Origin of the sequence: Serratia nevei (genome assembly GCF_024160145.1) — a bacterium.
GTDB lineage: Bacteria > Pseudomonadota > Gammaproteobacteria > Enterobacterales > Enterobacteriaceae > Serratia > Serratia nevei_A.
In genome coordinates this window covers 1-12,233 of the sequence record NZ_JAMYWQ010000001.1, presented here as the reverse complement: position 1 = coordinate 12,233, position 12,233 = coordinate 1, and the positions used below count along the sequence as shown (strand labels likewise).

The 12,233-nt window shown below is 60.9% G+C and carries 13 protein-coding genes; 3 read left to right on the top strand and 10 right to left on the bottom strand.

From position 1 onward, the window contains the following. Window positions 1–78 precede the first annotated feature (78 nt). Together M6G53_RS00065 and M6G53_RS00060 are read right to left on the bottom strand one after the other, a co-directional pair. Entirely contained in the window at window positions 79–1,713 is a 1,635-nt protein-coding gene (locus M6G53_RS00065; protein WP_253328198.1) for a peptide ABC transporter substrate-binding protein, read from the bottom strand. A 159-nt stretch (window positions 1,714–1,872) separates the two neighbouring features. Further along, a complete protein-coding gene (locus M6G53_RS00060) occupies window positions 1,873–2,223 on the bottom strand; it encodes a hypothetical protein (RefSeq protein WP_015378006.1) in 351 nt (116 codons plus the stop codon). A 206-nt stretch (window positions 2,224–2,429) separates the two neighbouring features. Between M6G53_RS00060 and mpaA the strand changes: the two genes are divergently transcribed. Beyond that, the gene (gene mpaA, locus M6G53_RS00055) at window positions 2,430–3,137 is read left to right on the top strand and encodes a murein tripeptide amidase MpaA (RefSeq protein ID WP_253328197.1); all 708 of its coding nucleotides are present in this window, start codon (window positions 2,430–2,432) and stop codon (window positions 3,135–3,137) included. A gap of 3 nt (window positions 3,138–3,140) precedes the next feature. Here mpaA and ycjG read toward each other — a convergent pair whose 3' ends face one another. Further along, the gene (gene ycjG, locus M6G53_RS00050) at window positions 3,141–4,115 is read right to left on the bottom strand and encodes an L-Ala-D/L-Glu epimerase (RefSeq protein WP_253328196.1); all 975 of its coding nucleotides are present in this window, start codon (window positions 4,113–4,115) and stop codon (window positions 3,141–3,143) included. Window positions 4,116–4,340: 225 nt separating this feature from the next. Between ycjG and tpx the strand changes: the two genes are divergently transcribed. Then, complete coding sequence (gene tpx / locus M6G53_RS00045; RefSeq protein ID WP_253328195.1) at window positions 4,341–4,844, top strand: thiol peroxidase; 504 nt, start codon at window positions 4,341–4,343, stop codon at window positions 4,842–4,844. 57 nt (window positions 4,845–4,901) lie between these two features. Here the strand turns inward: tpx and tyrR are convergent, their stop codons facing one another. From tyrR to pspA, 7 genes are all read right to left on the bottom strand, one after another. Next, window positions 4,902–6,473 carry a transcriptional regulator TyrR gene (tyrR, locus tag M6G53_RS00040; protein ID WP_253328194.1) on the bottom strand — a complete coding sequence of 524 codons (1,572 nt, stop codon included), beginning with the start codon at window positions 6,471–6,473 and terminating at the stop codon, window positions 4,902–4,904. 313 nt (window positions 6,474–6,786) lie between these two features. Then, window positions 6,787–7,848, bottom strand: coding sequence for a YcjF family protein (locus tag M6G53_RS00035; protein ID WP_253328193.1), 1,062 nt, complete (start codon window positions 7,846–7,848; stop codon window positions 6,787–6,789). Continuing rightward, window positions 7,845–9,242 carry a YcjX family GTP-binding protein gene (locus tag M6G53_RS00030; RefSeq protein WP_253328192.1) on the bottom strand — a complete coding sequence of 466 codons (1,398 nt, stop codon included), beginning with the start codon at window positions 9,240–9,242 and terminating at the stop codon, window positions 7,845–7,847. Before M6G53_RS00030 ends, M6G53_RS00035 begins: the two co-directional genes overlap by 4 nt. Then, complete coding sequence (gene pspD, locus M6G53_RS00025) at window positions 9,223–9,489, bottom strand: phage shock protein PspD (RefSeq protein ID WP_031299672.1); 267 nt, start codon at window positions 9,487–9,489, stop codon at window positions 9,223–9,225. Before pspD ends, M6G53_RS00030 begins: the two co-directional genes overlap by 20 nt. Before the next feature lie 96 nt (window positions 9,490–9,585). Beyond that, window positions 9,586–9,945 carry an envelope stress response membrane protein PspC gene (gene pspC / locus M6G53_RS00020; protein ID WP_004930552.1) on the bottom strand — a complete coding sequence of 120 codons (360 nt, stop codon included), beginning with the start codon at window positions 9,943–9,945 and terminating at the stop codon, window positions 9,586–9,588. Then, on the bottom strand, window positions 9,945–10,172 hold the full coding sequence (gene pspB / locus M6G53_RS00015; protein ID WP_253328191.1) for an envelope stress response membrane protein PspB: 228 nt from the start codon (window positions 10,170–10,172) through the stop codon (window positions 9,945–9,947). Before pspB ends, pspC begins: the two co-directional genes overlap by 1 nt. A 63-nt stretch (window positions 10,173–10,235) precedes the next feature. Further along, the gene (gene pspA, locus M6G53_RS00010; protein WP_253328190.1) at window positions 10,236–10,901 is read right to left on the bottom strand and encodes a phage shock protein PspA; all 666 of its coding nucleotides are present in this window, start codon (window positions 10,899–10,901) and stop codon (window positions 10,236–10,238) included. Window positions 10,902–11,085: 184 nt separating this feature from the next. Here pspA and pspF point away from each other — a divergent pair, with 184 nt between their 5' ends. Continuing rightward, on the top strand, window positions 11,086–12,093 hold the full coding sequence (pspF, locus tag M6G53_RS00005) for a phage shock protein operon transcriptional activator (protein ID WP_253328189.1): 1,008 nt from the start codon (window positions 11,086–11,088) through the stop codon (window positions 12,091–12,093). Window positions 12,094–12,233 lie beyond the last annotated feature (140 nt).

Genomic DNA, 12,233 nt, shown 5'->3' with positions numbered 1-12,233 from the left:
AAAAATTAATTCTCTTCGTCGTTGCTTCGTCGATAAAATAAAGCCCCCGCATTAGGCGGGGGCGATAAATAAATCGACTCAGTGTTTGATGATATACATCGTCTGGCTATAGGCCACGTCTTCCGGATTGGTGATCGGGTAGCCTTTTACCCAGGGTTTGATCAGGCGGCCGTTGGTGTACTGGTAAATCGGCGCGATCGGCGCCTGGTCGGCAATGATCTGCTCCATCTTGTTGTAGTCGGCGGTCACCGCCGCCGGGTTAGTCTCCCGCCCGGCCTGCGCCAGCAGCTTGTCGTAGTCCGCATTTTTGAACTTGGCAATGTTGCCGCTGTGGGTCGAGGTCAGCAGCGACAGGAAGGTCGACGCTTCGTTATAGTCCCCCACCCAGGAGGCGCGGATCACGTCGAAATTGCCGGTGTTGCGGCTGTCGATGTAGGTTTTCCACTCCTGGTTCTGCAGCTTGACGTCAATGCCGAGCTTCTTCTTCCACATTGAGGCCACGGCGATGGCGATCTTCTGGTGGCTTTCCGAGGTGTTATACAGCAACGTCAGCTTCAGCGGGTTGTTCGGGCCGTAACCGGCCGCCTGCAGCAACGCCTTGGCCTGCGCGTCCAGCTCCGCCTGCGATTGCTGTTGCAGCAAACTCGCCTCCGGTTTGAACCCGGCGGTCACGTCCGGCGTGAAGTGATAGGCCGGCTTTTCGCCGGTGCCCAGCACTTTTTCCGCGATAATCTTGCGATCGATGGCGTAGGACAAGGCCTGGCGCACCCGCACGTCGTTGGTCGGCGCACGCTGGGTGTTGAACGCGTAATAATAGGTGCCGAGCTGATCCGGCGTGTACACCTGCCCTGGAATGTCTTTCAGCAGCTTCTGATACATGTTTTTCGGGAAGGATTCGGTGATGTCGATGTCACCCGCCAGGTAACGTTTGGTGGCGTTGGACTCCTGGTTGATCGGTACAAAGGTCACTTTGGTCAGCACGGTATGCGCATGATCCCAGTAATGGTCATTAGGCGTCAGCACCAGCTTCTCGTTCACCACCCGCTCCTGCAGTTTGAACGCGCCGTTGCCCACCAGATTGCCGACCTTGGTCCAGTCGTTGCCGTATTTTTCCACCACCGCCTTATTCACCGGGAACAGGCTGAAGTTGGCCGTCAGGCTGACGAAATAAGGCACCGGCTTGTCCAGCTGCACCTTGAGCGTGTAGTCGTCCGGCGCCGAGACGCCCAAGCGATCGGCCGGCAATTTGCCGCTGATGATCTGCTCGGCGTTCTGGATCCCCGCCAGCTGTGCGAACCAGGCGAACGGCGACAGGTTTTTCGGCTCTACCAGCCGCTGCCAGCTGTAGACGAAATCCTTCGCAGTGACAGGGGCACCGTTTGACCACCGCGCGTCTTTGCGCAGATGGAAAATATAAGTCTGGTTGTCGCTGGTCTGCCAGCGCGTGGCGACGCCGGGGATCACTTTACCGTTGGCGTCCTGATTGACCAGCCCTTCAAACAGATCGCGCGCCAGCTGGGCCTCCGGCAAGCCTACCGCTTTGATCGGATCGAGCGAGGCCGGTTCGTCTTTAATGTGGCGCACGATTTCCTGTTGGTCCGCCAGCGCGGTGCCCGGGGGAACCTGCGCCGCCATGGCGCTGCTCATACCGGCGCCGATCGCCGCCGCGCACAGCGCCAAACGAAAACCCCGTTGCATTCTTCTTCCCGTCATTATGATTTTTCCCCCGTTAACCATCTGAATTTTTTATCATATAGCACAAGATCCGTCCGGCCTAGAGCCTGCGGCCGAGAAGTTGCAAAAAGTGCGATTCAGGCGATAAAAAACCCGTGCGGCACAGGGCGGCACGGGCGGTGTTTGCAGCAGCGACCGTCAGTCGTACAGGTGGATGCTGTTGATGCGGTAGCTGAACTCTTCACCCTCTTCTTCATCGAACACGGTGAAAAAGCCTTTCTCGGCCAGCGGGCGGGCCGAGATATCGGTTTTTTGCAGCTGACGCGCGTCGGCGTCATCGTAGCCGTAGTCGAGGTAGAAGGCATCTTTCTGGTAATCGATATGCAGGGTGAACGGATAGTTCGATTCGTCCCCGCGCCCGTCGTCGTTTTTCACCACGCCGAACCATTCCCCCTGGCGGATCTGGTTTTCAGCGTCCACGCCGCACAGCAGCGTGATGGTGTCATTTTCATTTTCGCTATAGCTGGCGATGATTCTGGCTACTGGCATGTTAAATCCTCTTGCGGGTGATTGGCTTAGCTCTGCCGTTAGTATAACAACAGCCTCAGGCCAGGTGCGGTTTAATTGGCGTTTTCGCCGTCGCGGCGTCACAGATCGCGCAAACGCCGCACAATTGCGATGGGAAAGATGCCGCAAAGCGTAATACACTGAATAAAATGACAATGACTCTCGGCTTTTAACTCAGGGACACCACCATGACCGAACATCGACCGCGCAGTGAACGTGGCCAGTTGGCCGTCGCAGGAGAGAACTACGGCAGCTCGCTGCTGGGCGCGCCGCTGCTCTATTTCCCGGCGGCGGTCAGCGGCCCGGAGACCGGGCTTATCATCGCCGGCACCCACGGCGATGAGAGCGCCGCCATCGTGACCCTGTCCTGCGCGCTGCGCAGCATCGCACCTGAGCGGCTGCGGCACCACGTGGTGTTGGCGGTCAACCCCGACGGCTGCCAGCTGGGGCTGCGCGCCAATGCCAACGGCGTCGATCTGAACCGCAACTTCCCGGCTGCCAACTGGCGCTCCGGCGACACCGTCTACCGCTGGAACAGCGCGGCGCCGGTGCGCGACGTCAAGCTCTCCACCGGCGGGCGCCCCGGCTCCGAACCGGAAACCCAGGCGCTGTGCCACCTGATCCATCGCCTGAAGCCGCACTGGGTGGTGTCGTTCCATGAGCCGCTGGCCTGCATCGAAGATCCCGCCAGCTCGCGGCTCGGCGTTTGGTTGTCGCACAAGTTCGAGCTGCCGCTGGTGACCAGCGTCGGTTATGAAACGCCCGGTTCGTTCGGCAGCTGGTGCGCGGATTTGTCACTGCCGTGCATCACCGCCGAATTCCCGCCGATCTCCGCCGATGCCGCCAGCGAGCGCTACATCGACGCGATGACCGAGCTGCTGACCTACCCGAATTAATCCCTACGGGGCGATATCGACGATCGCCCCGCATTCGAACGACAGACCCGGTTCGACGTCGCGCGCCAGCCAGGTCGGGCCGTCCAGATCGACGAAGCGCGCCGCCGGCGCCAGCGGCAAGGCGGCGGATATGGCCCGCGACGTACACAACATGCAGCCGAGCATGATGGCGAACCCCTGTTCGCGCGCGGCCTGCGCCAGCGCCAACGCCTCGGTCAGGCCGCCGGTTTTGTCCAGTTTGATATTGACCATCTGATAGCGCTGCGCCAGCCGAGGGAGATCGGCGCGGGTGTGGCAGCTTTCATCGGCGCAGATCGGCAGCGGATGAATAAAGTGCTCCAACGCAGCGTCGTCATCGGCCGGCAGCGGCTGCTCCAGCATCGCCACACCGAGATCGGCCAGCAGTTGGCAGCGCGCCGCCAGCCCTTCCGCCTGCCAGGACTCATTGGCGTCGACGATCAGCGTTGCCTGCGGTACCGCGGCGCGGATCGCCACCAGCCGCTCGCTGATATAGTGATCGTCGAGTTTGATCTTCAGCAGCGTAGCGCCCTGCCGCTCCAGCTCACGCGCGGCGAAGGCCATCGCTTCCGGCGTGCCGATGCTGACGGTCTGCGCCATACGGATATGCGCCGGGGCCGTCACGCCGCTGCGCTGCCACAGGCTCTGCCCGTGCAGGCGACACTCCAGATCCCACAGCGCCGAATCCAGCGCATTGCGGGCGGCGCCCGCCGGCATCTGCGCCAGCAACTGCTCGCGGCTCATGCCTTGGGCGATCGCCGGCGCCATCTCTGCCAGCTGCGCCATCACCGATTCCTCGCTCTCGCCGTAGCGCGGGTACGGCGTGCACTCACCGATGCCGCGTACGTCCTGCTGTTCGATTTCGACCACCACCACCCGGGCTTCGGTGCGGCTGCCGCGCGCAATCACGAAGGCGGTATGCAGCGGCCAGGCTTCCGGGTAAAAACGCATGTCTCTCATAACGGCTCCTGAGCGAAAACTGCGCATCCAGCCAGGCTGATGCGCCGGTGATGTTTTATGGAACAGCCTAATATATACAACTATTTAGCAAACTTTGATATCCAATCCGCCCCGGTTGTCATAAACTGGCGCCAGGGTGTGAACCTGATGTTAAATGCCGCCGCCGGCGCGCCGTTTCATCAGGTTCATACCCTTTGTATAAACACCTGTAAAAGGAATCTAGCAATGACTCAGACAGTACATTTTCAAGGCAATCCGGTCAGCGTAGCGGGCAAACTGCCACAGCAGGGCGAACAGGCCAAGGCCTTCTCGCTGGTTGCCAAAGACTTGTCAGACGTGGCGCTGAGCAGCTTCGCGGGTAAACGCAAAGTCCTGAACATCTTCCCAAGCATCGATACCGGCGTCTGCGCGACTTCGGTGCGTAAATTCAACCAGCTGGCCAGCGCCCTGGATAACACCGTGGTACTGTGCATCTCCGCCGATCTGCCGTTCGCGCAGTCTCGCTTCTGCGGCGCGGAAGGCCTGAGCAACGTGGTCACCCTGTCCACCCTGCGCGGCGCCGAGTTCAAGCAGGCGTACGGCGTTGAAATCGCCGAAGGCCCGTTGGCGGGCCTGACCGCGCGTGCGGTCGTGGTGCTGGATGGCCAGGACAACGTGCTGTACAGCGAGCTGGTGAACGAAATCACCACCGAGCCGGACTACGACGCGGCGCTGGCAGCGCTGAAATAATAAAGCCGGCGTTCGCCGGCTTTGAAAACCCGTTAAAGGCGCCACAGGGCGCCTTTCTTATTCTTCGCCCTCGGCGCCGCCTTTGCGGCTGCTCAGGCCATACTCGCGCAACTTGTTGGCGATGGCGGTATGGGAAACGCCCAGTCGCTTCGCCAGCTTGCGGGTGCTGGGGTAAGTGCGATACAGGCGCGTCAGCACCGAGCGTTCGAAACGCTTGCTGATGTCGTCCAGCGAGCCGTCCAGCACCTCGTCGCCCAGCGACATCTCCACCTCGAATTCCGGCAGCACGATATCCTGCGGCCGCAGCTCGTAGCCTTCGGTTTGCGTCAGCGCGCGATAGATGGCGTTTTTCAACTGGCGCACGTTGCCCGGCCAGCCGTATTTGCTGAGGAAGCCGCCCAGATCGCTCGCCAGCTTGGGCCGCGCCACGCCCTGCTCATCGGCGAAGCGCGCCACGAACAACTCGGTCAGCGGCATGATGTCCTGCGGACGTTCGCGCAGCGGCGGGATGCTGATGGTCAGCACGTTGAGGCGATAATAGAGGTCTTCGCGGAATTCGCCGCGCTGCACCAGTTCGGTGAGGTTTTTCTGGGTGGCGCAGATCACGCGCACATCGACGTGCACCTCATGCTCTTCGCCAACGCGGCGGAACGTGCCGTCATTGAGGAAACGCAGCAGTTTGGTCTGCATGCGCGGCGACATTTCGCCGATCTCATCCAGCAGCACCGAGCCGCCGTTGGCCTGCTCGAAGAAACCCTTCTTGCCTTCCAGCGCGTTGGGATAAGCGCCCGGCGCATGGCCGAACAGCTCGCTCTCCACCACATCATCCGGCAGCGCGGCGCAGTTCAGCGCCAGGAACGGCTGTTTGCCGCGCGGGCTGCGCAGGTGGCAGGCGCGGGCCAGAATATCCTTGCCGGTGCCGGTATCGCCGACGATCAGCAGCGGCGCGTCGAGCATCGCCAGCTTGCGTGCCTGCTCCAACACGTGACGCATCTTGGCGCTCACCGCGACGATGTGATCGAATTCGGTATCGTCGTTCACCGACAGATTTTGCAGCTGGCGGCCCATGCGTGCGGTGGACTTCAGCATCACCACCGCGCCGACCGCGGCCGGTTGCTGCTGTTCGTCTTCCAGATAGATCGGCGTGATGTCCATCAGGAAGTCCTGGCTGCGGATCACCACCCGCTCGGAGTGCGGCGCCGTGTGTTCGCTCTCCAGCCAGCGGCTGAAGTTATAGCCGCCGATCAGCGCGCCGGCGGTCTGGTTGCGGATCTTGTCTTCGTTCAGGCTGAACAACGCCTGCGCCGCCGGGTTGGCCAGCTCGACCTTGCCCTTCATGTCGATCGAGAACACCGGTTCCGGCATCGACTCCAGCAGCGCGCGCAGCGCGCGATGCTCACGTTCGGAAGGCATAAAGCTGACGGTGCGCACGTCGGTCACGCCGGCAATGCGGCGGATCTCCGCCATCAGCGCGCGGAAAGTATCGAAATCCAGCTGGGAGAAATTGAGGTAAATGCGGCCGATGGGATCGATCTCGATGCCACGTAAGTCAATGCTGCGCGATACCAAAAGATCGAGTAATTCTCGAGTGAGACCGAGGCGGTCTTCGCAAAATACTTCCAAACGCATCAGTGTTGGCCTTATCTCTGCAGGTGCGGGGATCGTTGACGATGATGATACTCCCTCGCACCGGGCGGTAGAAGCGATCTGTCAGCAAAAGTTGACAGAACTCTGATTTATTGCCGTGGCTGCTGATTTTAAACGCAAGTGAATAACAGCATCGGCGTCATTTTAGCCTACAAACAGAGAGTTATCACAACCAGAATTAATTTTGCAGATATTTATCACGCACTCACAGGGGGATCGACTGTCGTCAAGTCTCGATTACGTCCGGCGTCGGCGCCGTTGAGAAAACGGCGCTCCTGAGAGCGCCGTCGCGGGGTTATTTGCCCTTGCCGTCGCTCTTTTTCAGCGTGTCTTTCAACTGGCCGATCAGCTGGCTGCGGAAATCGCCGAGCTTCGGTTTTTCCCCTTCCAGCCACGGCAGCGGGCGGCACAGCTCCATCGCTTTGATGCCCAGCCGCGCGGTCAACAACCCGGCGCCGATGCCCTGCGCCGCGCGCGCCGACAGCCGCGCCGCCAGATCCTGCGACATCCAGTCCATGCCCACTTCGCGCACCAGCTCGGAGGCGCCGGCGAACGCGATGTTCAACAGCACCAGGCGGAACAGACGAAGGCGACTGAAGTAGCCCAGCTCGATGCCGTACAGCGCGGCGATGCGGTTGATCAAACGGATGTTGCGCCAGGCGATAAACGCCATATCCACCAGCGCCAACGGGCTGACGGCGATCATCAGCGTCGATTCGGCGGCGGAGCGGCTGATTTCGCGCCGCGCCTGGTTGTCGAGCACCGGCTGCACCAGTTTGGCGTACAGCTCCACCACTTCACGGTCATTTTGCGTTTCATGCAATGAAGCCTGCCAGCGCTGCAGCGCCGGATGCCCCTGATCCAACCCGGCCTGGCGCGCCAGCTTCTCGCAGAATTCGCGCCCTTGCCCCAGCCCGTGGCTGTGCAACAGCTCGCGCGCCACGTCGCGCTCTTCCGCGCGCTGACGCAGCCGATACAAACGCCGCCACTCGGTGACCACCGAACCGACGCCGGCGAACACGATCAGGCCGCCGGCCACGCCGCCGCCCATGGCGATCCAGTCCTGCTGCATCCAGGCGGTATGCACCCACTGCACGCCCTGCGCCACCACGCTGACGCCGAACAGCGCCAGGCCGGCGGTAACCATTTTGCGCCACAGGCTGCGTTTAGGTTTCAGCGCGGCGTTGATGATGCCTTCGGCGCGCCCTTCTTCCTCTTCCTGCTGCAGCTCCGGTGCCGCCGGGAAAAAGCTTTCCGCCTGTTCGGCATCGAAAGCGACGCCGGCGCGCAACGCCGGCTCCTGCGGCGGCTGCAGCGGCTCGTCAAAATCGATACGCGGTTTGATAGGCTCGCTCATCGCAATTTGTCTCCCAATAAAAACTCCATCACCGCATCCAGACGGATATGCGGCAACGGGCTGTCTACGCTCATGGCGCGCGGACGAAATTCATCAAAGTGGAACCCCTGGTTTTGCCAGAACGCCGGCCCCGGCAGGCGCGCGGGCACTTCGCCGGGGAACACCGTCAGCGGCGCGCCGTCACTCAGGCGGTTGCCTTTCAGCGCCGGAATGCGTTGCCCCTGATGATCGACGATGCCGCTCTCGGTCGCCTGCACCGAGGCCAGGCCGACGCAATCCATGCTGATGCCCTCGAACGCCGCGTTCTGCCACGCTTCTTGCACCAGCTGTTGCAGCAACGACACCAGGTTGGCGTGCTGATCGGCGGTGATATGGTCCGCCTTGGTGGCGGCGAACATCAGTTTGTCGATGGTCGGCGAGAACAAACGGCGCAGCAACGTGCGTTTGCCGTAATGGAAGCTCTGCATCAGCTGGGTCAGCGCCAGACGCATATCGTTGAATGCCTGCGGGCCGCTGTTGAGCGGCTGCAGGCAGTCGACCAGCACGATTTGCCGATCGAAACGGGCGAAATGCTCTTTGTAGAAGTTTTTGACGATCGCCTGGCAGTAGTAGTTAAAACGAGCGCGCAACATGCCGATGTTGGTGTGTTTATCGGCCTGCGCCAGCTTCGATTCGCCGATCGCGGCCACGTCGGGCCACGGGAAAAACTGCAGCGCCGGCGCGCCGGCCATGTCACCCGGCAGCACGAAACGCCCCGGCTGAATGAAGTGCAGCCCTTCGCTTTTACAGCGCAGCAGATAATCGGTGTAGGCCTGGGCGATCGCCGCCAGGCGGTTTTCGTCGGCCGGGGCCAGCGGATCGCAGGCCTTGCACAGCGCAAGCCAGGGCTTGGCCCACTCGGCGCGTTCGCCCTGCAGCAGCCCGGCCATCTGGCGCGACCAGGCCAGATAATCCTGCTCGAGCATCGGCAGATCCAGCAGCCATTCACCGGGATAGTCGACGATCTCCAGGTACAGCGTGGAGGTGTCTTTGAAGTGGCGCAGCAGCGAGTCGTTGGAGCGGTAACGCAGCGCCAGGCGGATTTCGCTGACGCCGCGCGTCGGCGTCGGCCAGGCCGGCGGCATGCCGTACAGCTGCGCCAGCCCTTCGTCATAGGTGAAACGCTGGAGGCCGAGATCGCGCTGCGGGATGCGTTTCACGCCCAGCAGGCGCTCTTCGCGCACCGGAGAAAACAGCGGCATGCGTGCGCCGCTGTGCACATGCAGCAGTTGGTTGACGAAGGCGGTGATAAAGGCGGTTTTGCCGCTGCGGCTCAGGCCGGTCACCGCCAGGCGCAGATGGCGATCCATTCCGCGGTTGACCAGCGAGGTTAACTCATTTTGCAGTCGTTTCATTGCTCTCCTTGACGTAACGCCCGAATGCCTTGTTCAGGCCTTTACGGAACAGCGGTTCCAGCACCAGCGCCAGCACGAAGCGCACCGGTTTGCGGCCGACGGTCTTCAACAGCCAGCCGGCGGCGCCCGCCGGGCCATAGTTCAATAACGCTATGATGATGACTTTAGCCAATGTCTTCAACATTGCCGCCGCTCCTCGTTTAAATCCACCCGTTCTGGCGGTGTTCGCGACATCGATTTTATTCATGACAATGCCCTCCGGCACAAGACGATTAAGGTTACATTCACGGGATAACGGCGGCGAAGATACCCGGCCTGCGCAGGCCGGGTATCGCAAGAAGGGTTACAGCTTGCGGAAACGGCTCTGTACGCCGAAGGTATCGGACGTCACGTAGCGCTCGACCTGACGCAGCTGCTGCTCGCCGCTGCCCAGCTCATACTCCAGCTGATCGAGCAGCTGGCGCGGCGTCTTCTGATGCTCACCTTCGAAACGGCTGGCCGGCGCTTCATCCAGCACGAACACCAGCGCGATATAGGCCACCAGCGTGAAAAAGAACAACCCGAAGAACAGCGACAGCACCACCATCACGCGGATCAGGCGCACCGGCACGTCGAAATAGTGAGCCAAACCGGCGCAGACGCCTTTCACCATGCCTTCTTCGGGAACGCGATAAAGCTTTTTACTGCCCAGCGTCGTGCTCATCAGGACTGTCTCCAGTTCGGGTGTTCCGCATCGAGGATCTCTTCCAGCGCCTGAATGCGTTCACGCATGCGTTTGGCATCTTCCCCCAGCTGCGCCAGGCGCTGCATTTCTTGCTGACTCAGTTGGATGCCGGTCTGTTGCCGATTGCTGTAATGCAGCCAAAGCCAAATCGGCGCGACAAACAGCACGAAAATTGTCAGCGGAATGGCAAGTAATAAAGCACTCATTGTTATTCCTTCTTATCGGGTCCTGGATAGGCGGCCACCTCCGGCGTGTGGCCGCGATTCGCCTTACTCTGAGCGGTTCATCTTGGCTTTCAGCGCCGCCAGTTGCTCACTGATGGCGTCGTCGGCCTTCAGTTCGGCAAACTCTTGGTCCAGCGACTTCTTTTTACCGATGCTGATGCTTTCCGCTTCGGCTTCCATGTGGTCGATACGGCGTTCGAACTGTTCGAAACGCGCCATCGCCTCATCCAGCTTGCCGCTGTCGAGCTGGCGGCGCACTTCGCGGGAGGACGATGCAGCCTGATGGCGCAGCGCCAGCGCCTGCTGCCGCGCGCGGGTTTCGGTCAGCTTGTTTTCCAGCTCGCTGATTTCGCTCTTCATGCGCGCCAGCGTTTCTTCTACTGTAGCCACTTCCTGCGTCAGCGTGGCGATCAGATCGGCCACCTTCTGTTTTTCGATCAGCGCCGCGCGGGCCAGATCTTCTTTATCTTTGCGCAACGCCAGCTCGGCTTTTTCCTGCCAGTCGCTGAGCTGGTTTTCACCCTGCTCGATGCGGCGCAGCAGCTGCTTTTTCTCCGCCAGCGCGCGCGCCGACGTAGAGCGAACTTCAACCAGCGTGTCTTCCATCTCTTGGATCATCAACCGCACCAGCTTTTGCGGATCTTCCGCCTTGTCCAGCAGAGTGTTGATGTTGGCGTTCACGATGTCGGCAAAACGAGAAAAAATACCCATAATTCACTTCCTCTTGGTTCTGATGGCGTCTGAAGCGCCGCGTTAAGTCGTACAGCTTGCCTGAAGATATAATCAAAACCCGTGCCAACTTTTATTTCTTTGAAAAACAAAGACTATTAATTTTTGACTCTCTGCGCGCTTGCTGTAGAGTGATTATTTTAACCAAACATTGGCGAATTTCATCATGAGCGAGCAGCCAGATAATTTGTTGGGCGAAGCGAACGCCTTTGTCGACGTATTGGAGCAGGTCTCCCAGGTGGCCAAGCTGAACAAGCCGGTGCTGGTGATCGGCGAACGCGGCACCGGCAAGGAGCTGATCGCCCACCGTCTGCACTACCTCTCCAACCGGTGGCAAGGGCCATTCATCTCGCTCAACTGCGCGGCGCTGAATGAAAACCTGCTGGACTCCGAACTGTTCGGCCACGAGGCCGGCGCGTTTACCGGCGCGCAGAAGCGCCATCTGGGCCGCTTCGAGCGCGCCGACGGCGGCACGCTGTTCCTCGATGAACTGGCGACCGCGCCGATGCTGGTGCAGGAAAAATTGCTGCGGGTGATCGAATACGGCCAACTGGAGCGCGTGGGCGGCAGCCAGCCGCTGCGGGTAGATGTGCGCCTGGTGTGCGCCACCAACGACGACCTGCCGGCGCTGGCGGCGGCGGGCAAGTTCCGCGCCGATCTGCTGGACCGGCTGGCGTTCGACGTGGTGCAGCTGCCGCCGCTGCGCCAACGGCGGCCCGATATCATGCTGCTGGCCGAGCATTTCGCCATGCAAATGTGCCGCGAGCTGGCGCTGCCGCTGTTTCCCGGCTTTACCGAACATGCCAGGCAAACGCTGCTCGGCTACGGCTGGCCGGGCAACGTGCGCGAACTGAAAAACGTGGTGGAGCGCTCGGTCTATCGTCATGGCGACAGCGACAACCCGTTGAGCGAGATCGTCATCAACCCGTTCGCCCCACGTGAGGCTGTTCCGCTCACGCCCGCCGCCGAGGGTGCCGGCGCATTGCCGGCGCTGCCGCTGGATTTGAAACACTGGCAGCTGGAACAGGAAAAGGCGTTGATCGAAGCGGCGCTGCAGCAAGGGCGGTTCAATCAACGCAAGGCGGCGCAGCTGCTGGGGCTGACCTATCACCAGTTGCGCGGCATGCTGAAAAAGCATGCGCTGCTGCAAAGCGGCGAAGCAGACGAGGAATAGCAGGCAAAAAAAAAGGTTCATCGCGTCTTAGCGTGAACCAATAGAAAACGGCAGTCAGAACGTTTAGGTTTGTATTCGCCAAAACACACCCTAAACCTTCAAAACTGCCGTCACTATGAATGCTAACCTTTGCTCCCTGT

What these genes read in the sequence shown, in the direction of transcription:
- mpaA (WP_253328197.1), top strand. Translation starts at nt 2,430, where the DNA reads ATGACCGAACATCGACCGCGCAGTGAACGTGGCCAGTTGGCCGTCGCA.
- tyrR (WP_253328194.1), bottom strand. Translation starts at nt 6,473, where the DNA reads ATGCGTTTGGAAGTATTTTGCGAAGACCGCCTCGGTCTCACTCGAGAA.
- M6G53_RS00030 (WP_253328192.1), bottom strand. Translation starts at nt 9,242, where the DNA reads ATGAAACGACTGCAAAATGAGTTAACCTCGCTGGTCAACCGCGGAATG.
- pspB (WP_253328191.1), bottom strand. Translation starts at nt 10,172, where the DNA reads ATGAGTGCTTTATTACTTGCCATTCCGCTGACAATTTTCGTGCTGTTT.
- M6G53_RS00065 (WP_253328198.1), bottom strand. Translation starts at nt 1,713, where the DNA reads ATGACGGGAAGAAGAATGCAACGGGGTTTTCGTTTGGCGCTGTGCGCG.
- M6G53_RS00060 (WP_015378006.1), bottom strand. Translation starts at nt 2,223, where the DNA reads ATGCCAGTAGCCAGAATCATCGCCAGCTATAGCGAAAATGAAAATGAC.
- M6G53_RS00035 (WP_253328193.1), bottom strand. Translation starts at nt 7,848, where the DNA reads ATGAGCGAGCCTATCAAACCGCGTATCGATTTTGACGAGCCGCTGCAG.
- pspD (WP_031299672.1), bottom strand. Translation starts at nt 9,489, where the DNA reads ATGAATAAAATCGATGTCGCGAACACCGCCAGAACGGGTGGATTTAAA.
- pspC (WP_004930552.1), bottom strand. Translation starts at nt 9,945, where the DNA reads ATGAGCACGACGCTGGGCAGTAAAAAGCTTTATCGCGTTCCCGAAGAA.
- tpx (WP_253328195.1), top strand. Translation starts at nt 4,341, where the DNA reads ATGACTCAGACAGTACATTTTCAAGGCAATCCGGTCAGCGTAGCGGGC.
- pspA (WP_253328190.1), bottom strand. Translation starts at nt 10,901, where the DNA reads ATGGGTATTTTTTCTCGTTTTGCCGACATCGTGAACGCCAACATCAAC.
- pspF (WP_253328189.1), top strand. Translation starts at nt 11,086, where the DNA reads ATGAGCGAGCAGCCAGATAATTTGTTGGGCGAAGCGAACGCCTTTGTC.
- ycjG (WP_253328196.1), bottom strand. Translation starts at nt 4,115, where the DNA reads ATGAGAGACATGCGTTTTTACCCGGAAGCCTGGCCGCTGCATACCGCC.